Source organism: Aurantimonas litoralis, from assembly GCF_026153195.1.
Classification (GTDB): Bacteria; Pseudomonadota; Alphaproteobacteria; order Rhizobiales; family Rhizobiaceae; genus Aurantimonas; species Aurantimonas coralicida.
This window is the reverse complement of the sequence record NZ_JAPFBM010000002.1, coordinates 518889-541101: the sequence shown is the minus strand read 5'-3', so window position 1 is coordinate 541101 and position 22213 is coordinate 518889. Positions and strand designations below refer to the sequence as shown.

The window sequence follows — 22213 nt, the reverse complement described above, 5'->3', positions numbered from 1 at the left end:
CTCAGCGCGACAGGGCGCGAACGACCGCGTCGGCGAAACCGGCCGTCGTTCCGTCGCCGCCGAGATCGGGCGTATGGGTGGCCGGATCGGCAAGGGCGGCGGTCACCGCCGCCTCGATCGCCCTTGCGGCATCGGTGAGGAGCGGCTCGCCCCGCCGCGCGCCGAGCCATTCGAGGAGGAGAGCGGCCGAGAGGATGAGCGCCACCGGATTGGCGATACCCCGGCCGGCGATGTCGGGCGCCGAGCCGTGGACGGCCTGGGCCACGGCGTGGTCGGCACCGACATTCAGCGCCGGGGCGAGACCCAGCCCGCCGGCCAGTTCGCCGGCCTCGTCGGAGAGAATGTCGCCGTACATGTTGGTGGTGACGACGACATCGTAGACGGAGGCATCGCGCACCAGATGCGCCGCCATCGCGTCGACAATCACCTCTTCGAGCGACACAGTCGGATAGTCTCCGGCCACATGGCGCACGGCCTCCAGGAACAGGCCGTCCGTCTGGCGCAGCACATTGGCCTTGTGGACCGCGGTCACCTTGCGGCGACGATGCAGGGCGGCCTCGAAGGCGGCCCGGGCGATCCGCTCGCAGGCGCTTCGGGTGATCTTGCGCACGGCCAGTGCCATGTCGGGGCTCGGCATGAACTCGCCGCTGCCGGCGAACATCGAGCGGTCGGCGTAGAAGCCTTCGGTGTTTTCCCGGTAGATCACCAGGTCCATCCGCCGGGCGGCGCCCGGCAGGCGCGACACGCTGGGCCGGATATTGGCGTAGAGGTCGAGCCCGCGGCGAATGCGGGCCGAGGGGTTGGGTTGCCCCTCGGCATATTCGTAGGTGGCGAGCGGCGCGAGGATGACGCCGTCGGCGGCGCGGATCCGCGCTTCGCTGGCATCGGAAAAGGTCGTGCCCTCCGCCGCGAAGGCCGCCAGCCCGACCGGGATCTCGCTGAAGGAGAGGTCGAGCCCGAAACGCCGGTCCGCCGCTGCGAGCACGGCGAGGGTCGCCTCGGCGATCTCCGGGCCGATGCCGTCACCCCTCAGAACCGCCAGATCGATCGCCATGACATGCCTCCCCATGCTGTTGTCCGGCAAATGTTCGGTTGACCGGACAATTGGTTTGGGGTTCATTCGCACGGAATGAAGGCGGGCGGCAAGCCTTGCGGCATACGGGTCGCCTCCAACGCCATCACCGGACCAGAATGGGAGGAAACCAGCCGTGCTTCTGAAAGAGATCGGGGCCTATGTCGCGCGCGAGCGCAGCTCGCAGCTGTCGGACAAGACGATCCACCACGCCAAGCGCGCGGTCATCGACTGGTTCGCGGCGACCATGCCGGGGACCGCGCAGGACCCCGGGCCGATGCTGCGCGCCGCGCTCGCCGAGGAGATCGGCCATGGCCGCGCCGTCGTGCTGCCGGGCGGTGCGTCGGCGCTGACCCGCACGGCCGCCTTTCTCAACGGCACGGCTGCCCACACCGCCGAGTTCGACGACATCCACCGCGACTCGGCCGTTCATCCCGGCTGCGCGACCATCGCGGCGGCGCTCGCCTGCGCCCAGACCACGGGCTGCGACGGCGAAACCTTCCTGCGCGGCGTGATCGCCGGCTTCGAGGTGTCGACGCGCATCGGCCTTGCGATGACCCGCGAGCATTACAAGTTCTGGCACGCGACCGCGACGATCTCGACCTTCGGCGCATCGGCCGCCGCGGCGCTGATCCTCGGCCTCGACGAGGACGAGACGGCCCATGCGCTGGCGACCGCCGCGACGATGGCGGCGGGGCTGCAGCAGGCCTTCCGGTCCGACGCGATGAGCAAGCCGATCCATGCCGGCCATGCCGCGGAAGCCGGCGTGACCAGCGCGATGGCGGCCGGCAAGGGCGTCACCGGGGCGCTCGACGTCCTCGACGGGCCGGTCGGCATGGGGGCCGCGATGAGCGGGCGGGCCGACTGGTCGAAGGCAACCGCCGGGCTCGGCAGCGCCTATAATATCGAGGTCATGACCTTCAAGAACCACGGCTGCTGCGGCCATACCTTCGCAGCCATCGACGGGGCGCTGGTGCTGAAGCAGCAGCACGGCATCGACGCGGCGGACATCGACAGCATCCATGTCGGCACCTACCGGCCGAGCGTCGACATCTGCAACCGGCCCGACCCGCAGACGCCGGTCAATTGCCGGTTCAGCCTCCATTACGTCGTCGCACATGCGCTGGTCCACGGCTCGGTGCGCCTCGCAGCCTTCGAGCCCGAGCGCATGGCGGACCCGGCGGTGCGCGATCTCCTGCCGAAGATCACGCTGGAGCTCGACGAGGACATCGATTCCCGCTTTCCCGGCCAGCGCGCGGCGCGGGTGACGATCGCCATGACGAATGGCGAGCGCTTCAGCTTCCTGCAGCCGACCCGCAAGGGCGATCCGGACATGCCGCTGAGCGACGCGGAACTGTCCGACAAGTTCACCGAGCTGGCCGGCTCCGTGCTGGCGGATGCCGAAGCCGAGGCGCTGCTGGCGGCGCTCTGGGGGCTGGAAAAGCGGAGCTCCCTCGACCTGCCGGGTCTTCAGGCGAAGCCGGCGCGCGCCAGCGTGGCCTGACCACTTTCCGATACAACGAAAAAGGCCGGACCCTCGCGGGTCCGGCCTTTTTCATGTCCGGCGTGCCGGCGTCAGGCAGGCGCCGTTCGGCGCCTGGCGAGCATGTCGCGGATGATCGGGAAGGCCAGGACCAGCAGCGTCAGCACCGCGATGGTGACCGAGATCGGCCGGGTGATGAAGACCAGCCAGTCGTTCTGCGAGATGAGCAGGGCCAGCCGCATGTTCTCCTCCGCCATGGGCCCGAGGATCAGGCCGAGCACCGCCGGGGCAAGCGGGAAGTCCAGCCGCTCCATGGCGTAGCCCAGAAGGCCGAAGCCCAGCATCATGTAGAGATCGAACATGGAATTGTTGATCGAGTAGACGCCGACGGCCGTCAGGCCGGCGATGAGCGGCACCAGCAGCACCCGCGGCAGGCGCAGCACATGGATGAACACACGCGTGCCGATGATGCCGCCGATGAACATCAGCAGCGCCGAGGTCACGAACATCTGGATCATGAAGCCGTAGACGACGTCGGGATAGTCGCGGAACAGCGCCGGGCCGGGCCGCAGGCCGTGGATCAGGAGGCCGCCGAGGATGACGGCGGCGACCGAACTGCCCGGCACGCCGAGGGTCAGGGCCGGGACGAGGGCTGCGGAATTGTCGGCATTGTTGCCGCATTCGCCGGCGGCGACGCCTTCGGGCGAGCCCTCGCCGAACTCATCCGGCGTCTTGGAGGCGCGCTTGGCCTCGTTGTAGGAGAGGAAGGCGGCGATGTTGCCGCCGGCGCCCGGCAGCAGGCCGACGATGACGCCGATGATCGACGAGCGCGTCCAGGTCTTCCACAGCCGCCGCCAGTCGTCGAACATGCCGTGGCTGGATTTCACCCGCAGCTTGTCACGGCTGATGCCCGTCTTCACCGCCTCCTCGGCCATCGCGATGGCCGGGGGGATGGCGTAGAGGCCGGTCAGCAGCACGACGATGTTGAAGCCGTCATAGAGATTGATGTTGCCGAAGGTGAAACGCTGCGCGCCGGTGATCGTGTCGATGCCGATGCAGCCGATCAGGAGGCCGATGCAGGCGGACAGGACGCCCTTGATTGGGTTCTTGCCGACGAAGACGGCGATGGCCGACAGGCCGAAGATGCCGACCCAGAAATACTCCGCCGGGCCGAAGGCCAGGGTAACGCGGGCCAAAGGCGGCGCCAGCGTCATCAGGACGACGGCGCTGACCATGCCGCCGATGGCCGAGGAGACCACCGCGATCTGCAGGGCGCGTCCGGCCTCGCCCTTCTGGGCCATGGGGTAGCCGTCGAAGGTGGTGACGATCGAGGCCGGGGTGCCGGGAATGCGCAGCAGCACGGCCGGGATCGCGCCGCCATACATGGCGCCGTTGTAGATGCCGGCCATCATGCCGAGCCCGACCAGCGGATCGAGCCCGAAGGTCAGCGGAATGAGAACGGCGATGCCCATGGTCGCGGACAGGCCGGGCAGGGCGCCGATGGCGATGCCCAGCACCACGCCCGCCACCATGGCGAAGAGATTCGCTGGCTGGAAGACATAGGGAAGGGCGTGAAGGAGCGGTTCGAACACGTCAGGAACTCCGAATGGCCGCTGGTGTCAGTAGAACATGCCGTGCGGCAGCGGCCGCTCGAACACGAGGATGAAGACCACGTAGACCAGCACCAGGAAGCTCACCGTGGCGGCGGCCAGAAGGCGATAGTCCCGGAAGCCGAGAGCGAGGGCGAGGGCGACGATGAGGATGGCCGTCGCCACGGAATAGCCGAGGGTGCTGATGGCCACGACGTAGGCGATGAACGCCCCGAAGGTGATCAGGAAGTTCCGCGAATTGCGGAAGAAGGGCTGGTTCAGCTTGGGGTCGGTGGCCGCCGCGGGGGCCCGGCCGGACCGCAGCGACACCGTGCGCAGGAGCATCAGGACCGCGCACAGGGCCATGACGGTGCTGATCATTCGCGGGAAGATCATCGACTTGAAGGGCAGCGAACCCGAGGCGACGAACACGCTGACCGCCAGCAGCAGCAGGGCCACCGCGCCAATTCTGTCCTTGATGTAAGTCATCCTAAGTATCCGTTATTAGATTCCGGCATGAATTCTCTGGCATGCGCGTTGTGTGCTTCGCGGTCTGGCGAATTGTCTTCCATAAAACGCATTTTTCGTGATTTCAATGTTTACATCTTCATAGGATTATTCCACGCTATTGCGATTCTCGGCACGGTGCCGGGAAGTTCAGACCAGAAGCAGTGGAGGAAACCATGCGAATATTCAGGGCAATCGCGGCAGCGGGCCTGGCGGTGTCGGCGCTGGCCATGGGCGCGTCTAGCAGCGCCGCGGCCGAATATCCCGAGCGCAACGTCACCATGTATGTGGCCTACTCGCCCGGCGGCGGCACCGACGTCATGGCGCGCACCCTCATTCCCTATCTGGAGAAATATCTGCCGGGCGACGGCTCCATCGTCGTCGAGAACAAGCCGGGCGCCGGTGGCGAGATCGGCTTCACCGCCATCGCGACCGCGGAGAATGACGGCTACAGCATCGGCATGATCAACGTGCCGGCCGTCGTCACGCCGCTGATCCAGCGCACGCCCGGCTACGACCTCGACAGCTTCGAAACCCTGGGCAATGTCGTTTCCGATCCCGGCACCATCGTCGTGCGCGAGGATTCCGAATTCCAGACGCTGGACGATCTCGTGACCTATGTCCGCGAGAATCCCGGCTCGCTTCCGATCGGCAATTCCGCCATCGGCGGCTCGACCCATACGGCGCTGCTGCGCTTCCTCGGCATGGCCGATCTGGAAGTGACCCATGTGCCGTTCCCGGGCTCCGCGCCGAGCCGCACCGCGCTTCTGGGCGGGCATGTGGCCGCGTCGATCATGGGGCTCGGCGAGGCCGGCCCGTATCACCAGGAAGGCAAGCTGCGGATCCTCGGCACCATGGCGTCCGAGCGCTGGGACGAAGTGCCGGAGGCCCCGACCTTCAAGGAACTGGGCTATGACATCGTGGCCGGCTCCGATCGCGGCCTCGTTGCGCCGGCGGGCATTCCCGAGGATGCGGCCACGGCGCTGGCCGAGGCCGTGCGCCAGGCGGTCGCCGATCCGGAGTTCCAGGAGGAGGCACGCAAGCAACTCCTGCCGCTGAACTACCTTCCGCCGAAGGAGCACCGGGAGCATCTCGCCGAGACCCTGACCAAGATGGAAGAGGTCTGGGAGCGCACGCCCTGGGGCAAGTGAGCTTCTAACAGGAACACCCCTGCCGCATTCGCTGCGGCGGGGGAACGGTCCGGACCACTGCGAAGGCCGGCGGGCCCGCAGCGCGGACGCGCCGGCGTTGCCGGACGTTGTCATGCGCATGTCTCTGCCGGCCTCGAGCAACCGTACACTCCTCCCATGGCCAGCCGGCTGAACGCCGGTCTGCGACCGTTTCCCGGCTCCAGACTACGACGGTATACAGAAGTCTACAAGAGGCGATCCGGCGTACAGCCGCGGTCAGCCGGGACTGCTCGCGCGCGCGATCAGCGTGGTGACGGCCTCCGGCGCTTCGTACGGGGCCCAGTGCCCGACACCCGGCAGCACGATCTGACTCGCGGAGGGCAGCATGTCGCGCAGGATCGCGAGGCGTTCCCCATGTTGCGGGGAGACGACGTCGTGCTCGCCGTAGATGGCGGTCAGCGGGCAGGCGATGCGGGCGAGGGCATCGCCGAGCGCGGTGCTGCGGGAGACGAGACGGCTGGGCGTGCGCGCCCGCGGGACGTTCAGCGCCTGGATGCGAACCGCCAGATCGTCGATCAGCGCGGCATCGTGGATCATCATGGCGGCGAGATTGTCCCGATGGGCCGCCATGAGCGACGCCTCGGTCGGGTGATTGCGGACCGACCGCGTGGCCAGGGGCCCGGTCGGCAGCAGGCCGAGGCCCGGCGCGCCGACGATCACCAGGGCGGTGGCCGAGGGGCCGAGCTGCGCCGCCATGGTCGCCGCGATGACGCCGCCGAAGGAGAAGCCGGCGAGAGCAACCGGCCGTTCCCCGCAGATCCTGTTCAGCCCGGCCAGCACCGGTGCGGCGACGGCTTCGGCCGCGGCGGTACCGGCCGCCGGAGAGTCGTCGAGGCCGGCGGATTCCCCGAAGCCCGGCAGATCCGGCACCAGGAGCCGGTGATGCCGCGCCAGGGCCGGGATCGCCAGCAGCCAGTGCAGCCAGGAACCATGCCCGCCGTGCAGCAGCGCCAGCGGCGGCCCGTCGCCGAAGACCCGCCAAGCCATCGTGCCGGCGCCGCAAGGTGTCTCGGTCCGCGTGCCCGCCGCTTCCACGGCGGCGATCACCGCATCCGGGTCCTGTTGCCGGCGGCCGGCGAGCATCGCAGCCGCGTGGTCCAGCGGGTCCTGTTGCATCGTCTGGTCAGTCCTTCACTGCGGGTTCGACGGGTGGCGCGGCAGACATGCGGGTCCGGCGACAGGCCGTGCAACGGTGGCGGGATCGGCGTACCGAGCCGTCATGCGGATGATTGTATCCTATTGTGTTCTGTCGTGCGCTTTGTCTATGTTGCCACGACGCGATGCGGGAGGTCCATGCAGGGCGACAGGCAGCCGGCACCGGCTGCCGTCGCTTTCGGGAGCGCATCGACGGCACGATTTTCCGAGTGGAGGAGACGACAATGAGCTTACGTACCAAGATCGCGGCGGCGCTGGCAGGCACGCTGCTGCTGGCCGGCGCGGCCCATGCCCAGGGTTATCCCGAACGGGACATCACCGTCATCGTCGGCTACTCCGCCGGCGGCGGCACCGATGTGATGGCGCGCACGGTGGCGCCGTTCCTCGAGAAATATCTCGGCAATGGCGTGTCCGTGGTCGTGGAGAACAAGCCGGGCGCCGGCGGCGAGCTGGGCTTCACCGCGATCGCCAATGCCAAGCCCGATGGCTACACGATCGGGATGCTGAACATCCCGTCCTTCATCAACCCGATCATCGAGCGCGAGCCCGATTACACGATCGATTCCTTCGAGCCGGTGGCCAACATCGTCTCCGACGGCACCACGCTGGTCGTGCGCGAGGACAGCCAGTTCAAGACGCTGGATGACTTCATCTCCTATGTGAAGGAGAATCCGGGCGTGATGCCGGTCGGCAATTCATCGCTCGGCGGCGCGACCCATACTTCGCTGCTGAGGGTTCTGACGCCGAACGATCTGGAAGTCACCCATGTGCCGTTCCCGGGCGCAGCGCCGAGCCGCACGGCGCTGCTAGGCGGTCACGTCGCCGCCTCGGTGATGGGGATCGGCGAAGCCGCGCCTTACGTGACCGACGGCACGCTGCGGGCGCTGGCGACGATGCGTGCGGAACGCTGGGACCAGCTTCCGGACGTGCCGACCTTCAAGGAGCTGGGCTATGACGTGGTCGCCGGTTCCGATCGCGGCCTCGCCGCTCCGGCCGGCATTCCCGACGAAGCCCGCGACGCGCTGGTCACGGCCGTCGACAAGATGATGCAGGACGAGGAGTTCCAGGCGGCCGCCAAGAAGCAGGACCTGCCGCTGAACTTCCTGCCGCCGAAGGAATATGGCGAGCACATGCGCTCCACCAAGGAGCAGATGCAGGCGCTCTGGGAAAAGGCGCCCTGGATCCAGTAATTCGAGACCAGATTGCCAACCAAGCACGGCCCCCCGTCCGCGGGGGGCCGTTTGCGTCAACGGATCAGGACGACGACCATGCAGGACAGTAACGCAGCCATTCTCTGCGACGTGGCGGACGGCATCGCGACCGTCACCCTCAACCGGCCGGACAAGCGCAACGCCATCGACGACGCGACGCGCGTCCTGTTGATCGACATTCTCGAACGGCTGAACGTCCAGGAGGAGGTCCGGGCCATCGTCCTGACGGGGGCCGGCAGCGCGTTCTGTGCCGGCGGCGACATTGCCGGCATGAAGGCGCGGCTCGACGCCCCGATCGGGCAGGTCGGCATCAATGGCTGGAAGCGGCAGAAATCGACGCACCGGGCCATCTCGACGGTGAACAACATCGACAAGCCGACGATAGCGGCGGTCAACGGACCCGCATCGGGCCTCGGCTGCGACCTGGCGCTGGCCTGCGACTTCGTCATGGTTTCGGCAGAGGCGAGCTTCGCCATGGCCTATCGCAAGCGCGGCCTGATCCCGGATGGCGGCGGCCTGTATTTCCTGCCGCGGCGGGTCGGCCTGCCGCGCGCCAAGGAGCTGATCTATTCCGCCCGCACGGTCGCGGCGGAGGAAGCGCTGGCCATCGGGCTGGCCGACCGGCAGGCGGCGGGCGCGCTTCTGGACGAGGCGCGCGCCTGGGCCGGGGAACTGACCCGCGGCTCGATGATCGCCATGGCGTTGTCGAAATCGATCCTCAACCGCGCCCTCGACCTGCCGGCAGAGCAGATCTTCGCGCTCGGCTCGGAGGCCCAGTCGATCTGCTACGCCTCCGACGAGCACCGCGACGCGGTGCGCGCCTTCCTCGACAAGAAGAGCGTCAAGTGACCGGCGCCGGCCTGGCGAGCCCGCCATTCGAGGGGCTGAAGGTCGTCGAGCTCGCGCAGGGCGTCGCCGCGCCCTATTGCGGCATGATGCTGGCCCAGAACGGCGCCAGCGTCACCAAAATCGAGCCCATCGGCTATGGCGACTGGAGCCGCGGCCTCGGCAAGCGGGTGGACGACTTTTCCGCCGAGGCGATCGTCCTCAATCGCGGCAAGCGCTCGCTGGCCCTCAATCTGAAGGCGCCGGAGGGACGCGAGACCGCCCTGCGGCTCTTGGAGCAGGCGGATGTGGTGATCGAGAATTACCGGCCCGGCGTCACCAGCCGGCTCGGACTGGACTATGCCAGCGTGGCGGCCCGCAACCCGTCCGTCGTCTATGCCACCGTCACCGGCTTCGGCGAGACCGGCCCGAACAGGGACCTGCCGGCCACCGACACGGTGATGCAGGGCTATACCGGCTTCATGTCGATCAACCGCGATCTCGCCGGCGTGCCGCGCCGGCTCAACATGCTGGCGATCGACATCTCCACCGGGCTGTATCTCGCCCAGGCCGTGTCGGCGGCGCTCTACCGCAAGGCCGTCAAGGGCGAGGGCACGCATCTGCGCACCAGCCTCCTGGAATGCGCCATGGCCTTTCAGGAGGCGCGGATCGTCGCCGAGATCTTCGATGGCGCGGCGGTCAAGCCGGTCGGGGCGCCGGTCGGCACCTTCCCGACGGCGGACGGCTATCTGAGCCTCAATGCCCGGCGCGATGCGCATTTCGCCAAGCTGGTGACCATTACCGGCACGCCGGAATGGCTGGAGGATGCGCGCTTTGCGTCCGAACAGCAGCGCGTCGCCAATGCGGCCGACCTCAACGCGCTGGTCGCGCCGTATGTCGCCGCGCATCCGACGCGCTGGTGGCAGGAGAAACTGTCCGAGGCTGACATCCTGCACGCCAAGGTGCACGATTACCGCGAGCTGATGGAGGACCCGCAGGTCGTCGAGATGGAGGCGATCGGCTGGGCCGAACTGAACGGCCTCGGCCGTCTGCCGGCCACCCGGCTCCCTGGCCTGGCGAAGCCGTCGGAGCGCGATGCCGCGCTCGCCACCCCGCCGAGGGTGGGGGAAGGCGGCCGTGCGGCACTGGCCGAGGCCGGCTTCGACGAGGCCGAGATCGCCGCTTTGGCTTCGAGCGGCGCGGCGGCTTTCGCCTGAACCGGGCGAAGCGGCGCGATCAGCCCAGCGACGGGGCGTCCGGCGTCAGTCGACGGATGGGCGCTCCGGCCTGGAAGGCGGCGATGTTCTCGACCATCTGCCGGTAGAACACGCCCATGTTCTCGCGCGAGACATAGCCGACATGGGGCGTCAGGACGAGGTTCGGCACACCGCGCAGCGGATCGTCCGCCGGCAGCGGCTCTTCGTCATAGACATCGATGGCGGCCCCGGCGATCCGGTTGCTCTGGAGCGCGGCGACCAGCGCCGGCGTCTCGACCAGCCCGGCCCGGGCGGCGTTGACCAGAAAGGCCGAGGGCCGCATCGCGCCGATCGCCGCCGCGTCCACGATGTGCCGGGTTCGCTCCGACAGGGTCAGATGCACCGTCACCACGTCCGCGGTCGCGAAGAGTTCGTGCTTGGAGACGCGGCGGGCGCCGCCGGCCGCGGCCGCTTCATCGGTCAGGTTCTGGCTCCAGGCGACGACCTCCATGCCGAAGGCCGGCGCGATCGCCGCAACGCGGCTGCCGAGGCGCCCGAGGCCCACCACGCCGAGCCGCCGGCCGGCCAGAAGCGTGCCGAGCCCGGTCTGCCAGCCGCCGGCCTTCATTGCCGCGTCGTTCTGCGGGATGCGCTGGGCAAGGGCGAGGATCAGTGCCCAGGTAAGTTCCACCGTGCCGCCACCATGGCTCTCGGTGCCGCAGACGATGATGCCGCGCTCGGCAGCCGCGTCGAGATCGATCCGCATGTTGCGGCGTCCGGCGGTCACGATGAGGCGGAGATCCGGCAGTGCCGCGATGACGCTGCGGGGTAGGGCGGTGCGCTCGCGCATCAGGCAGACTGCATCGAAGCCGGCCAACGCCTGTGGGAGATCCGCCTCGCGGATGTGGCGGGTGACGAAGGTGATCTTGGCGTCGAGCTGGTCCCAGGGCGCCAGGTCGCGGGCCGTGTCCAGCCAGTCGTCGAGTATGGCGATCTTCATCGTCAGTCTCCTGGGATCGTTCCGGTCTTGTGCCCGCCGACGGCGGTCGGTTCGTCGAGGGGCAGCGCCGCCGGGCGGCGACGGCGGATGTTGAGGACGATGATCGTCGCCACGAAGATGATCGCGGTGCCGACGAAGGTCCACAGGGTCGGGCTTTCGCCGAAGACCACGAAGCCGATGGCCGCCGCGGCCGGCACGCGGATGAAATCGATCGGCGTGACGACGGTCATGTCGCCGTATTTGACGGCGAGCGAGGACATCAACTGGCCGGCCGAGCCGCAGATTGCCATGAGGCAGAGCCAGGCCAGCTGGGTCAGCGTCGGCGTCTGCCACCACAGGATCGCCGGGCCCACCAGGATCACCGCGCAGATGGCGGAGAAATAGAACAGGATCCGCGCCACCGGCTCGGTCCGGGTCAGCTTCTTGATGAAGACCAGCGCCAGGCTCGACGAGGCGGCGCCGGCCAGCGCAATGATCATGCCGTGATGGATGCCCGATTGCGGTTGCACCACGACGAGCACCCCGCCGAAGCCGGACACGGTGGCAAAGCCGCCCAGCCAGCCGACGACCTCGCCGAAGGCGAGATAGGAGGTCAGCATCGACCAGAGCGGCCGGGTGAAGGACAGCGCCGTGGCATCGGCCAATGGCAGGACAGTGATGGCGTAGAAGGTGCAGGCCATCATGCCGAGGCCGAAGACGGTGCGGCCGATATGGGCGCCGGGCCGCTGGGTGCGCAGACCGGACAGGCCAATGCGATGCATGGCGAGCGGCGCGGCGATCGACAGGATCAGGATCACCCGCAGGAACAGGATCATCACCACCGGAAGGTCCTGGCCGAGATGCTTGACCAGCGACCCCTGCACGGTCAGCACGAGGGCGCTGCCCAGCATCCACAGCGCGCCGACGAGATTGGGAGCCAGACCTTTCACCGCGGGCCGCCCGTCACGATGAACGCGGGCGGCAGCGCCGGCCGGGGAACGATCCGGCCGGTGCGATGGCGGCGGCGATCGGCATCGAGGACATGGCAGACAAGGCGAACCCTTCGCGCATTGCGGGGCATGCTTGCCCATTTGTACGGATGTTATTATCAATCATACCAATCGCGGTCGGGATGTCCAGCCGACCGGAGCCCCTCGATCCCTTGGAGACGCCCATCATGCTCGGCAGCCCGGACACGAAACTTCCCGTCCGCACCCTCGTCTTCGCGCCGCTGGTCGATGCGTCCTACGGATTTCTGGCTGCCGGTTGCGAGGCAAGGGACCTCCGCGACCGGATCGGCGAGTTCGACGCCGACTTCATGCCGCAGGCCGAGCGGGAGGCCGTCGGCGCGGTGGTGACCAGCGGCATTGTCGGCTTCACCGCGGCGCAGATGGATCTCTTGCCGAATCTCAAGCTCATCGCCTGTTTCGGCGTCGGCTACGAGAATGTCGATCTGGCCGCCGCAACCGAGCGCGACATCGCCGTGACCAACGCGCCGGCGACCAATGGCGAGACGGTGGCCGACCATACGATCATGCTGATGCTGGCCGCGGCGCGGGGGCTGCCGGAGGTGATGGGCGCGGCGCGCGAGGGGCGCTGGAACGAGGCCCGCAAGCGCTACCGGCCGACCCTCAACGGCGCCCGGGTCGGCATGCTGGGGCTGGGGGCGATCGGCCAGGCCATCGCAACGCGCGCCAGTGCCTTCAACGCGTCGATCAACTACACCACCCGCAGCGAGAAGACCGGTGTTCCCTATCGCTACATTCCCGACGTCCTGACGCTGGCGAAGGAGAGCGACTTCCTCGTCGTGGCGATCCCCGGCGGCAAGGAGACCCGCCATCTCATCGGCCGCGAGGTGCTGGACGCGCTCGGACCGGACGGCATCCTGGTCAATATCGGCCGTGGTTCGGTGGTGGATTCGCAGGCGCTGGCCGCGGCGCTGAAGGACGGGCGCATCCATGCGGCGGGCGTCGACGTGCTCGAGGAGGAGCCCGAGATCCCGGCGGCGCTCCTCGACGCGCCCAATTTTGTCGTCACGCCGCACATGGCGGGCCGCTCGCCCATTGGCCTGCGCCGCCAGTGCGAGCGGGCTCTCGACAATCTGGACCGGTTGCTGCGCGGCGACGTCTTTGCCTGCCGCGTCGCGTGACGTAAGAGGGGCTTGCGGGACGCGCGCGCCGGCAGGGCGCGCCGCCGACCGATGGACGATGCCGCTTCGCCCGGATGGCAAAGCCGGGCCGCAGGAATGAGGATGGCGATGGGAACGGACCCGCTCGGCCTGGCCGGACAGCCGCCGCGCTATCTGCGGATCGCGCAGGCGCTGGCCGCCGACATCGCCGATGGCCGCTACGCGGTCGGCGGCATGCTGCCGACCGAGGCCGAACTCTGCGTGCTCCACGGCGTCAGCCGGTCGACGATCCGCGAGGCGCTGCGCCGACTGGCGGCGCTCGGCCTCGTCTCCCGGACCCAGGGCATCGGCACCCGCGTCGAGCAGCGCCACGCCAAGTCGACCTACATCATGTCCGCCCAGTCGGTGGAAAAGGTGATGCAATATGCGGCCGAGACGGAGTTCTCGGTCCGGTCGATCGACGAAATCACGGCCGATGAGAGCTTCGTCGCCCGGATGGGCGGCCGGATCGGCGAGCGCTGGGTGGCGTTCTGCGGCACGCGGGCCGTGCCCGGCGACAGCCAGGGCGCCTTCTGCCGCACCTGCGCCTATGTCGCCGGCCGGTTCGGCGAGGTCCGCAGGTCGATCGCACTCGGCGGGCCGCCGCTGACGACGCCGATCTACCAGACCGTTGCCGACACCTACGGCCTGGCCATCGGCGAAATCCGCCAGACGATGCGCGCCGAGGCCGCGGGCGAGGAGGATGCCGAACTGCTGAATGTGGCAGCCGGTTCGCCGATCCTGCACATCGTGCGCCAGTACATCACCGCCGATGGCGAGACAATGGAGGTCTCGACCAACACCTATCCTGCCGGTCGTTTCGAATATTCGATGCGCCTGCGGCTCTCGACGGGTAGCGGCAGCAGCGACGACTGATCCGCGCCCGGCTGCGGGATGAGACGAGCCGTGGCCGGCTTCTCAGTCGGCGGGTAACCCTGCGAGGATGTCGGCAAAGCGGGTGGCGACCGGCGGCAGATTGCCCGATCGCCGGGTAAGCAGCGCGAAACTGCGCGACAGGGTCGTCTCCGGCAGGGCGATCTCGGTCAGGATTCCCAGCGAATTGCGCCCCACGAAGGTCAGGAGATCGAGTTCGGCCACCATCTCCGGCAGGGCCGAGATCGAGCTGGTCTCCACCCGCGCCTGGGGCGGAGGCAGGCCGTTCTGGACGAAGATCCGGTCGAGCCAGGCGCGGGTGCCGACCGAGCGCGACGGCAACACCCATTTCTCGCCGGCGAGATCGGCAAGGCTCGCCCCGCCTTTCGCCAGCCGGTGCGAAGGGCTGGCCGCGACCACCATCTGGTCGCGGTAGATGGTGCGGGCGTCGAACTCGCTGTGGGCCCGCGGATCGACCGGGGCGATCACGAGGTCGCATTCGCCGGCCCGCAGATGCGCCTGCAGGACGTCGCTCATGCCCACGGTCAGCGCGATGTCGACGCCCGGCGCCACCGCCGCCAGCATGCGGCAGGCGCGGGGCAGCACGTGGTTGACGATGGTCGTGCCCGAACCGATGCGCAGCGTGCCGGCTTCGCCGCGCGCCACTTCGCCGACCTCCCGCGAGACCGCCTCGGCTTCCTGGCGCAGGTGACGGGCCTTTTCCAGAAGGATCGCGCCCACCGGCGTCAGCCGCTTGCCGCGGCCGGTGCGGTCGAAGAGCTTGGCGCCGATCTGCTGTTCTAGCCGGCGCACGGCCTTGGTCAGCGCCGGCTTGGTCCGGCCGACCTCGGCGGCGGCCTCTTCATAGGATGCGCGCGTCGCGACGGATTCGAAGAAGGCGAGGTCGCGCAATTCCATTGGACACCGAAAGTTACCGTTCAGGCGAAACTAGTGCATGGAAAGATAACGGGCAATGGCGCATGACTGGGGCATCGAATGCCATGCCGCCCGGGAGCGAGGGCGGCTGTCGCAGCGGCGGTGCAGCCTCGCGCGCCCGCCTCGCTAGGAGGAAGAGCCATGACCAAGCATGACAAGAACATCGTCGCCGAAGACCCGATGGCGGTTCTGAAGACCAAGAACTACACGACCGACATCGCGTCGATGAAGGACAAGGTCAGCGAAGCGGAATGGGAAGCGCGGGTGAACCTTGCCGCGGCCTACCGGCTCGTCGCCCTGTGGGGCATGGACGAGATGATCGCCAACCACATCTCGGTGCGCGTGCCGGGCGAGGAGGACACCTTCCTCATCAATCCCTATGGCTATTTCTACGAGGAGATCACGGCCTCGAGCCTGATCAAGATCGACCTCGACGGCAATGTCGTCCAGAAGCCCGACTTCGACTACGAACCGAACCGTGCCGGCTTCGTCATCCACAGCGCCATTCATCGGGCGCGCGAGGACGCGCATTGCGTCATCCACACCCATACCCCCGCCGGCATGGCGGTCTCGACGATGAAATGCGGCCTGCTGCCGCTGACCCAGACGGCGATGCGCTTCGCAACGATCGGCTATCACGACTACCAGTCGGTCGCCGTCGATCTCGCCGAGCAGGAATCCATCGTCGCCGATCTCGGCGATTCCGACCTGCTCATCCTGCGCAATCACGGCCTCCTGACGGTGGCGCCGTCCGTCGCCCAGGCCTTCTCGAACATCTACCGGGCCGAACTGGCCTGCAAGGTGCAGGTGATGGCGATGTCGGCCAATACCGAGATCGGCACGCCGCCGGAGGCGATCATCGAAAAGACCAACGCGCTCTACCGGCCCGAGACGCGCCGCCCGTTCGGCGTCCTGGAATGGCCGGGCCTGCTGCGCAAGCTGGACCGGATCGACCCGTCCTTCCGGACCTGAGCCTTGCCCAGCGAACCAGCCGCACGCCTGCCGCTAGCCGGCATCCGCGTCCTCGACTTCGGACATACGGTGATGGGCCCGACCTGCGGGCTCATCCTGGCCGATCTCGGGGCCGACGTGATCAAGATCGAGCCGGCCCCGCGGGGCGACCCGACCCGGACCCTGAAGGGGTTCGGGACGGGCTATTTCGGCTTCTTCAACCGCAACAAGCGATCGATCGCGCTCGATCTGAAGACGGCGGAGGGCCAGGAGATCGCCCATCGCCTGGTGCGCAGCGCCGACGTCCTGGTGGAGAATTTCGCGCCGGGCACGATGGACCGGCTGGGCCTGTCGGCCGAGACGGTGGCCGAACTCAATCCGCGCCTCGTCAATGCCAGCCTGAAGGGCTTCCTCAAGGGGCCCTACGACAACCGGCTGGCGCTGGACGAGGTCGTGCAGATGATGGCCGGCCTCGCCTATATGACGGGGCCGCCAGGGCAGCCGTTGCGGGCGGGCACCTCGGTCGTCGACATCACCGGCGGCATGTTCGCGGTGATCGGCATCCTCGCGGCGCTGATGCAGCGGGGCGAGACCGGCAAGGGCGCCGCCGTCGGCTCGGCCCTGTTCGAATCCTGCGTGTTCCTGGTCGGCCAGCACCTAGCCTATGCCTCGCAGATCGACGAACCGGTCCCGCCGATGCCGGCGCGCCGGTCGTCCTGGGCGGTCTACGAGCTGTTCACCCTCAAGGACGGCGAGCAGATGTTCGTCGGGATCACCACCGACGCCCACTGGAAGCGTTTTTGCGCGGCGCTGCAGCGTGACGATCTGGGCAACGATCCGGAACTGGCGACCAACAACCAGCGGGTGGCTGCCCGTGGCCGGCTGATCCCGATCGTCCAGGAGGTCTTCCGCAATCTCGACTCGGCCGGGGCGATCGCGCTCTGCGAGGCGGCGCGCATTCCCTTCGCCCCGATCGCGGAGCCGGCGGATCTGTTCGACGATCCGCACCTGGAGGCGACTGGCGGGCTGCTGCCCACGACCATGCCCAACGGGACAAAGACCAGGCTGCCGCGGCTGCCGTTTCAGATCGCCGGCCACGATCTCGGCATCCGCTCCGATCCTCCGGCGATGGGCGCCGACACCGACGCACTGCTTGCGGAACTGGGCTATGACGACACGGCGATCGGCGCCCTGCGCCAGTCCGGGGTCATCGTGACCCCGACGGACTGAACCGATCACCCTCCGGCCTCGCCCGACGGCGAGGCCGGCGGACGACCTGGTCAGCCAAGGCCCGGAACGCCGGCGTCCTTCGCCGCCGCATCGATCGAGGCGATGTCCTGGGCGGTGAGGGCCAGGCCCAGGCGCGAGAACATCCGCACTGGTGCCGTCGGTTCCGCGATGCGGATTTGCGGTCCGTCATCGAGCGCGTCGAGGTGGACAACGCGATGATCGGCATCGCCGGCGATGCGGCGACGTTCAAGCAGATGATGGAGAGGAAGCAAGCACTGCAGAAGGCGGAGCGGCTGGCGCGTTCGGCATTCGCAGATTTTCAAGAAAATGGTGCGCCCGAAAGGATTCGAACCTCTGACCCCCAGATTCGTAGTCTGGTGCTCTATCCAGCTGAGCTACGGGCGCATCCAGAAGGGGCCGCGTCTGCCGCCCGCTCTTGAGGGGGTTCCTAACGGCTCGGTTCGCGGAATGCAAGCCGTCCACCGACGCATTTTTTCGTCGTCGCTGATTGGCCTGTCTATCCGGCGTTCGTGACGCTCGGGTGACGGGAGTTGCCGGCCTTTCAGGGCGCGTCGGGCGCCGTCGGTGCTTCCGCTCCATTGCGCGGCGGGCGCCCGGGGGCCGGGCGGGCCGGGGCGGCGGTGCCCGGAAGGGCGATCTCGAACCGGGTTCCCGAGGCGTTGGTCTCGGCCAGGCGAATCGTTCCGCCATGGGCCTCGATGATCTCCGCGGCGATGGCGAGGCCGAGGCCGGTTCCGCCGGTCCGGGCCGAGCCCCGGAAGGCGCGGAACAGATTGTCGCGGGCGCGGGTCGGCAGTCCGGGGCCGGTGTCGTCCACGGCGATGACGATGCCCTCGGCCGGCCCGCCGGTGGCCGACACGGTGACGCGGCGCACCAGCGAGGACAGATCGTCGTCCTCGGCCTCCAGCGCCTGCGCGGCGTTGCGGCACAGATTGAGGAGGACGCGGTGTAGCTGGTCGAGATCGGCATCCAGCTCCATGCCGGCGTCTACCGCGTTGACGAGCTCGATCGGCGATTGCGGCGAGATCGTCAGCATCTGAAAGACGTCGTCGACGAGCTGTCTGAGGCGGATGCGGCGCTTGACCGGGACCGTCTCGACGGCGCGGCCATAGGCCAGCACCGACTGGGTATAGTGCAGCGCCCGGTCGAGGCTGCGCAGCAGCATCGGGGCGACCCGCTGGACGCGCGGATCGTTCACGGTGGACAGGCGGTCGGAGATCATCTGGGCCGAAGCGAGAATGTTGCGCAGGTCGTGATTGATCTTGGAGACGGCGAGGCCGAGATCGGCCAGATGGCGCTGTTCGCGCAGGGTTTCGGCCAGCCGCGACTGGACGTCGGCAAGCTCGGCCTCGGCCACCCCGATCTCGTCGTCGCGGCCGCTCGGCCGCAGGATCCGCCGCGGGTCCGACGGCTGCTCGGCAAAGCGCACCATCGCCGTCGTCATCGCCTGGATCGGCCGCACCAGATAGACGCTGATGGCGGCATAGACCAGGAGCGCGGCAAAGCTGGCGATGGCCAGTGAGAGCAGCAGGATGTTGCGCGAATAGACCAGCATGTCGCGGCGCAGCGGCGCTTCCGACATCACCATCTCGGCCAGCATGGAGCGGTCGCCGACCGGGCCGGAAATCCGCATGATGCGATCGCCCCCGAAGAAAAGGGTGTCGAAGGCGCCGGTGACCGCGCTCCAAGGGCCGCGATTGCCCAGATCGATCTGCAGGTCGACGGCATCCAGCCGCGGATCGCGGGCCAGCAACCGCGAGGCGTCGCCCTCGATGATGGCGACGAGCAGGGCGTCGAGCGCCCGCAACAGGCCGGCTTCCTCGTCCGGGCTCAGCGGCGCGGCGTCCTCGCTGTCGCGCCCGCGCGAGGCAAGGCCCGCCACCGCCACGGTGGCGATCCTGTCGGACAGCCATTCCTCGCGGAAATTGGCGATGGACGGCACGAAGATCAGCACCTCCGCCAGCATGACGGCCAGCATGGTGATGATCAGGAGGCGGTTGGAAATGCGGTGCCGCACGGTCGGCACGCTGGCGCGCGTCGTCGCGCCGTCCGCAGGTCTGTCGGGCGTCAGCGGCAAGTCGCAGTCTGTCCTTTCGCTGCCATCCACAGCCATCCGTGCGGTCCGCTGCCGGAGCGCCCTGCCGATCCGGTCAGCCGAACCGCTGCAGGAAGGCAACGGCGCGGCGCACCAGGGGACGCCGCGTATAGGGCTGATAGTAGGCGGTGGCCGCCCGTTTGCCAATTTCCGACAAGGTGGGGTAGGGCGAAACGAAGTCACGCAGGGCCGCGACCGTCAGGCCTTTGCCGACCACCAGCGACAGGAGATTGGTGATCTCGCCGGCCTGGACGCCGGCAACGCCGGCGCCCAGGATCTTGCCGCGCCGGCCGACCACGAGCTTGACGAGACCTTCGGTCTCGCGCTCGGCCTGGGCACGGTCGTTTTCGGCATAGGGCCAGCGCAGGATCTCGACGGTAAGGCCGCGCTCCTTCGCCTGCGCTTCGGTGAGCCCGACCTGGCCAACCTCCGGATCGGTGAAGGTGACGTGGGGCAGGATGTCGTGGTTCGTGCGGACCGGCAGCCGGAACAGCAGCGCCCGCATGACGAGGCCGGCGTGATAATTCGCCACATGGGTGAATTGCGGCCCGCCGGCGATGTCGCCGATAGCATAGGCGCGCCGGTTGCTGGTGCGCAGATCGGGGCCGACCGTGATGCCGCGCTTGTCATAAGCGATGCCGGCCGCTTCCAGCCCGAGCCCGTCGAGATTGGGCGACCGCCCGACCGCCAGGAGAAGATGGCTGCCCTCGATCGTCCGGCGGTCGCCATCGGCGGGGTCGATGGTCAGGCGGATGGCGCCGTCATTACCTTCGGCGCGCACCACCTTGGTGTTCTCCATGATGGTCACGCCGTCGCGGCGCAGCGCGGCGAGCGCCACTTCGGTCAGTTCGGGATCGTCGCGGCCCAGCGCCTTGCTGCCCTCGACCACCGTCACCCGCGATCCGAGCCGGCGATGAGCCTGCGCCATCTCCATGCCGATCGGTCCGCCGCCGATGATGAGGAGATGGTCGGGCCGCTCGCGCAGGCTGAAGATGGTCTCGTTGGTCAGATACGGCGTCGCGCCGATGCCGTCGATCGGCGGCACCAGTGCCGACGAGCCTGTGGCGATGACGAAGCGCCGGGGGCGGATGATCTGGCCGCCCGCCGAGATCGTCCTCGGGTCGACGAAGGTCGCATCGGCCTTGATGACGGTCACGCCGAGGCCCTCGAAGCGCTCGACCGAATCGTTCGGTGCGATGGCCGCGATGACGGCGTCGACATGATCCTTGACCGCCGGAAAATCGACCAGCGGGTCGCCAGCCGACACGCCGAAGGCCGGCGCCTCGCGGATCGCGGCGGCGTGCTTGCCGGCGGCGATCAGCGCCTTGGACGGCACGCAGCCATAATTGAGACAGTCGCCGCCCATCCTGCCGCGTTCCACCAGGACGACGGGCACGCCGAAGGCCGCCGCGGCCGCCGCCGTGGTCAGGCCGCCGGAGCCGGCGCCGATGACGCAGATGTCGGGTGTGAGGATCTCGGCCATTCAGCGCTCGCCGTTCTTGTCTTCCGTCGACGTTGTGCGCCGGCGAAAGAAGGTCTTCTTCAGGACCAGGCCGAGGATCGCGAGTGCCGCCAGTCCCGCAAGGCCGATGGTCATTTCCATGGTCACGAGGTCGGCGATCTCGACGTCGCCGCTGCCTACATTGACCAGCGTCTGGTTCAGGCCGCTGCCGAGAAAGGCATAGACCATGGCACCGGGAATGATGCCGAGGAAGGTGGTGACGACATAGGTGCGCAGCGAGACCTCGAAGAAGGCCGGCGCGACGTTGACCGCCAGGAAGGGCAGGATCGGCGTCAGCCGCAGGACGAGGAGATAGGCGAAGGCGTCATCGCGGAAACCCTCGGCGAAACGCCGGATGGCGCCGCCGGCCCGTCGCCGAAGGACGTCGCCGAAGGCGTGCCGGGCGGCCAGGAAGAGTGCCGTCGCGCCGATCGTCGCGCCGATCACCGTCAGGGTGCCGCCCAGAAGCCAGCCGAACAGGAAGCCGCCGGCGATCGTCACCACCGAGGCCGCCGGGAAGGCGAAGGCAACGAGCAGGGCATAGAGCGTGACGAAGCCGAGCGAGGCGAGGACAATATGGCCGGCGACGAAGTCGCGCAGGCGCTCGCGGCTGTCGAGGAAGACGTCGAGGGAGAGATAAAGGTGCAGTTCGAGCGCGTAGGCCAAGGCGAGGCCCGCGACGATCACCGCGACGGGAAGATAGCGCACCAGCGGCGGCGGCCCGGTTTTGGTGTCGAGATGCGGTCTCATGCAGCGTCCGATTTTTCTGCAGGCGCGGCCGGGGTCGCCCGCGCCGCCGTTTTGCGTGGCCCGCAACATCGCGCGCGGCGCGGTAAACCGAAAGGGCGGCGGCGCAAAACGGAGCCAGATCACGCCATGTTGCGCAAAATCCGGAATCGATCCGTTCGCCGTGACCTGCGCGTCGGTGATTGACTTTTCCCGCTCTTCCTTCCTATAAGCCGCGCACACGAGCGGGCAGCGTTCCGCGCGACGGATAGTTGCGTGCAGCGTCTTGTACCGCGAACCCAGTTTCCGGAACACATGAAGGGCCCGTGCCGCAAGGTGCGGGGGTGAAACGATGAAGCGCACTTATCAGCCGTCCCGGCTCGTCCGCAAACGCCGCCACGGTTTCCGCTCGCGCATGGCGACCAAGGGTGGCCAGAAGGTCATCGCCGCTCGCCGCGCACGCGGCCGCAAGCGGCTGTCGGCCTGACACCAGACGTGAGCAGGTC

At 68.3% G+C, this 22213-nt stretch carries 21 protein-coding genes and 1 tRNA gene; 10 read left to right on the top strand and 12 right to left on the bottom strand.

Going from position 1 to position 22213, the window contains the following annotated elements; genetic code table 11:
* Position 1: 1 nt before the first annotated feature.
* A complete protein-coding gene (locus N7I30_RS07300; protein ID WP_498637780.1) occupies positions 2–1054 on the bottom strand; it encodes an isocitrate/isopropylmalate dehydrogenase family protein in 1053 nt (350 codons plus the stop codon).
* A gap of 154 nt (positions 1055–1208) precedes the next feature.
* On the opposite strand from N7I30_RS07300, the gene N7I30_RS07295 reads away from it, so the two are divergent.
* Positions 1209–2576: an MmgE/PrpD family protein gene (locus N7I30_RS07295; RefSeq protein ID WP_498637778.1), complete on the top strand. Its 1368-nt coding sequence runs from the start codon at positions 1209–1211 to the stop codon at positions 2574–2576.
* Between the two features lie 71 nt (positions 2577–2647).
* On the opposite strand, the gene N7I30_RS07290 is transcribed toward N7I30_RS07295, so the two are convergent.
* Positions 2648–4147 carry a tripartite tricarboxylate transporter permease gene (locus N7I30_RS07290; RefSeq protein WP_498637777.1) on the bottom strand — a complete coding sequence of 500 codons (1500 nt, stop codon included), beginning with the start codon at positions 4145–4147 and terminating at the stop codon, positions 2648–2650.
* Between the two features lie 27 nt (positions 4148–4174).
* Positions 4175–4633, bottom strand: coding sequence for a tripartite tricarboxylate transporter TctB family protein (locus tag N7I30_RS07285; protein WP_498637774.1), 459 nt, complete (start codon positions 4631–4633; stop codon positions 4175–4177).
* Positions 4634–4827: 194 nt separating this feature from the next.
* Here N7I30_RS07285 and N7I30_RS07280 point away from each other — a divergent pair, with 194 nt between their 5' ends.
* Complete coding sequence (locus N7I30_RS07280; protein ID WP_230788349.1) at positions 4828–5802, top strand: tripartite tricarboxylate transporter substrate binding protein; 975 nt, start codon at positions 4828–4830, stop codon at positions 5800–5802.
* Between the two features lie 255 nt (positions 5803–6057).
* Here N7I30_RS07280 and N7I30_RS07275 read toward each other — a convergent pair whose 3' ends face one another.
* Positions 6058–6957: an alpha/beta fold hydrolase gene (locus tag N7I30_RS07275; protein WP_498637772.1), complete on the bottom strand. Its 900-nt coding sequence runs from the start codon at positions 6955–6957 to the stop codon at positions 6058–6060.
* Positions 6958–7220: 263 nt separating this feature from the next.
* Here N7I30_RS07275 and N7I30_RS07270 point away from each other — a divergent pair, with 263 nt between their 5' ends.
* The 3 genes from N7I30_RS07270 (at position 7221) to N7I30_RS07260 (ending at position 10249) form a co-directional block, all read left to right on the top strand.
* Positions 7221–8186, top strand: a complete 966-nt coding sequence (locus N7I30_RS07270; protein ID WP_498637770.1) for a tripartite tricarboxylate transporter substrate binding protein — start codon at positions 7221–7223, stop codon at positions 8184–8186.
* A 78-nt stretch (positions 8187–8264) separates the two neighbouring features.
* Entirely contained in the window at positions 8265–9056 is a 792-nt protein-coding gene (locus N7I30_RS07265; RefSeq protein WP_498637768.1) for an enoyl-CoA hydratase/isomerase family protein, read from the top strand.
* Positions 9053–10249 (top strand): CaiB/BaiF CoA transferase family protein, encoded by a 1197-nt coding sequence (locus N7I30_RS07260; RefSeq protein WP_498637766.1) that lies wholly within the window; start codon positions 9053–9055, stop codon positions 10247–10249. The genes N7I30_RS07265 and N7I30_RS07260 overlap by 4 nt, the downstream gene beginning before the upstream one ends.
* Before the next feature lie 19 nt (positions 10250–10268).
* Here the strand turns inward: N7I30_RS07260 and N7I30_RS07255 are convergent, their stop codons facing one another.
* Both N7I30_RS07255 and N7I30_RS07250 read right to left on the bottom strand, forming a co-directional pair.
* Positions 10269–11228, bottom strand: a complete 960-nt coding sequence (locus N7I30_RS07255) for a D-2-hydroxyacid dehydrogenase family protein (RefSeq protein ID WP_498637764.1) — start codon at positions 11226–11228, stop codon at positions 10269–10271.
* Positions 11229–11230: 2 nt separating this feature from the next.
* Positions 11231–12157 (bottom strand): DMT family transporter, encoded by a 927-nt coding sequence (locus N7I30_RS07250; RefSeq protein ID WP_498637762.1) that lies wholly within the window; start codon positions 12155–12157, stop codon positions 11231–11233.
* A gap of 227 nt (positions 12158–12384) precedes the next feature.
* Between N7I30_RS07250 and N7I30_RS07245 the strand changes: the two genes are divergently transcribed.
* Positions 12385–13356: a 2-hydroxyacid dehydrogenase gene (locus tag N7I30_RS07245; protein WP_498637760.1), complete on the top strand. Its 972-nt coding sequence runs from the start codon at positions 12385–12387 to the stop codon at positions 13354–13356.
* Positions 13357–13458: 102 nt separating this feature from the next.
* Positions 13459–14250 (top strand): GntR family transcriptional regulator, encoded by a 792-nt coding sequence (locus tag N7I30_RS07240; protein ID WP_498637758.1) that lies wholly within the window; start codon positions 13459–13461, stop codon positions 14248–14250.
* Between the two features lie 42 nt (positions 14251–14292).
* Here the strand turns inward: N7I30_RS07240 and N7I30_RS07235 are convergent, their stop codons facing one another.
* Entirely contained in the window at positions 14293–15165 is an 873-nt protein-coding gene (locus N7I30_RS07235; protein ID WP_498637756.1) for a LysR family transcriptional regulator, read from the bottom strand.
* A 198-nt stretch (positions 15166–15363) separates the two neighbouring features.
* On the opposite strand from N7I30_RS07235, the gene N7I30_RS07230 reads away from it, so the two are divergent.
* Positions 15364–16155: a class II aldolase/adducin family protein gene (locus N7I30_RS07230; protein ID WP_024352121.1), complete on the top strand. Its 792-nt coding sequence runs from the start codon at positions 15364–15366 to the stop codon at positions 16153–16155.
* Between the two features lie 3 nt (positions 16156–16158).
* Positions 16159–17364: a CaiB/BaiF CoA transferase family protein gene (locus N7I30_RS07225; RefSeq protein WP_024352122.1), complete on the top strand. Its 1206-nt coding sequence runs from the start codon at positions 16159–16161 to the stop codon at positions 17362–17364.
* A gap of 50 nt (positions 17365–17414) precedes the next feature.
* On the opposite strand, the gene N7I30_RS07220 is transcribed toward N7I30_RS07225, so the two are convergent.
* The 5 genes from N7I30_RS07220 to N7I30_RS07200 form a co-directional block, all read right to left on the bottom strand.
* Positions 17415–17687, bottom strand: coding sequence for a hypothetical protein (locus N7I30_RS07220; RefSeq protein WP_498637754.1), 273 nt, complete (start codon positions 17685–17687; stop codon positions 17415–17417).
* 5 nt (positions 17688–17692) lie between these two features.
* Positions 17693–17769: transfer RNA gene (locus N7I30_RS07215), tRNA-Arg, on the bottom strand.
* A gap of 157 nt (positions 17770–17926) precedes the next feature.
* Positions 17927–19498, bottom strand: coding sequence for a sensor histidine kinase (locus N7I30_RS07210; RefSeq protein WP_498637752.1), 1572 nt, complete (start codon positions 19496–19498; stop codon positions 17927–17929).
* Between the two features lie 37 nt (positions 19499–19535).
* Entirely contained in the window at positions 19536–20963 is a 1428-nt protein-coding gene (locus N7I30_RS07205; protein ID WP_498637750.1) for a dihydrolipoyl dehydrogenase family protein, read from the bottom strand.
* Entirely contained in the window at positions 20964–22070 is a 1107-nt protein-coding gene (locus tag N7I30_RS07200) for a TVP38/TMEM64 family protein (RefSeq protein ID WP_498637748.1), read from the bottom strand.
* Here N7I30_RS07200 and rpmH point away from each other — a divergent pair.
* A complete protein-coding gene (rpmH, locus tag N7I30_RS07195) occupies positions 22060–22194 on the top strand; it encodes a 50S ribosomal protein L34 (RefSeq protein ID WP_024349338.1) in 135 nt (44 codons plus the stop codon). The genes N7I30_RS07200 and rpmH overlap by 11 nt on opposite strands.
* Positions 22195–22213 lie beyond the last annotated feature (19 nt).

What these genes read in the sequence shown, in the direction of transcription:
- N7I30_RS07275 (WP_498637772.1), bottom strand. Translation starts at nt 6,957, where the DNA reads ATGCAACAGGACCCGCTGGACCACGCGGCTGCGATGCTCGCCGGCCGC.
- N7I30_RS07210 (WP_498637752.1), bottom strand. Translation starts at nt 19,498, where the DNA reads ATGGCTGTGGATGGCAGCGAAAGGACAGACTGCGACTTGCCGCTGACG.
- N7I30_RS07205 (WP_498637750.1), bottom strand. Translation starts at nt 20,963, where the DNA reads ATGGCCGAGATCCTCACACCCGACATCTGCGTCATCGGCGCCGGCTCC.
- N7I30_RS07285 (WP_498637774.1), bottom strand. Translation starts at nt 4,633, where the DNA reads ATGACTTACATCAAGGACAGAATTGGCGCGGTGGCCCTGCTGCTGCTG.
- N7I30_RS07255 (WP_498637764.1), bottom strand. Translation starts at nt 11,228, where the DNA reads ATGAAGATCGCCATACTCGACGACTGGCTGGACACGGCCCGCGACCTG.
- N7I30_RS07280 (WP_230788349.1), top strand. Translation starts at nt 4,828, where the DNA reads ATGCGAATATTCAGGGCAATCGCGGCAGCGGGCCTGGCGGTGTCGGCG.
- N7I30_RS07230 (WP_024352121.1), top strand. Translation starts at nt 15,364, where the DNA reads ATGGCGGTTCTGAAGACCAAGAACTACACGACCGACATCGCGTCGATG.
- N7I30_RS07235 (WP_498637756.1), bottom strand. Translation starts at nt 15,165, where the DNA reads ATGGAATTGCGCGACCTCGCCTTCTTCGAATCCGTCGCGACGCGCGCA.
- N7I30_RS07270 (WP_498637770.1), top strand. Translation starts at nt 7,221, where the DNA reads ATGAGCTTACGTACCAAGATCGCGGCGGCGCTGGCAGGCACGCTGCTG.
- rpmH (WP_024349338.1), top strand. Translation starts at nt 22,060, where the DNA reads ATGAAGCGCACTTATCAGCCGTCCCGGCTCGTCCGCAAACGCCGCCAC.
- N7I30_RS07245 (WP_498637760.1), top strand. Translation starts at nt 12,385, where the DNA reads ATGCTCGGCAGCCCGGACACGAAACTTCCCGTCCGCACCCTCGTCTTC.
- N7I30_RS07265 (WP_498637768.1), top strand. Translation starts at nt 8,265, where the DNA reads ATGCAGGACAGTAACGCAGCCATTCTCTGCGACGTGGCGGACGGCATC.
- N7I30_RS07240 (WP_498637758.1), top strand. Translation starts at nt 13,459, where the DNA reads ATGGCGATGGGAACGGACCCGCTCGGCCTGGCCGGACAGCCGCCGCGC.
- N7I30_RS07300 (WP_498637780.1), bottom strand. Translation starts at nt 1,054, where the DNA reads ATGGCGATCGATCTGGCGGTTCTGAGGGGTGACGGCATCGGCCCGGAG.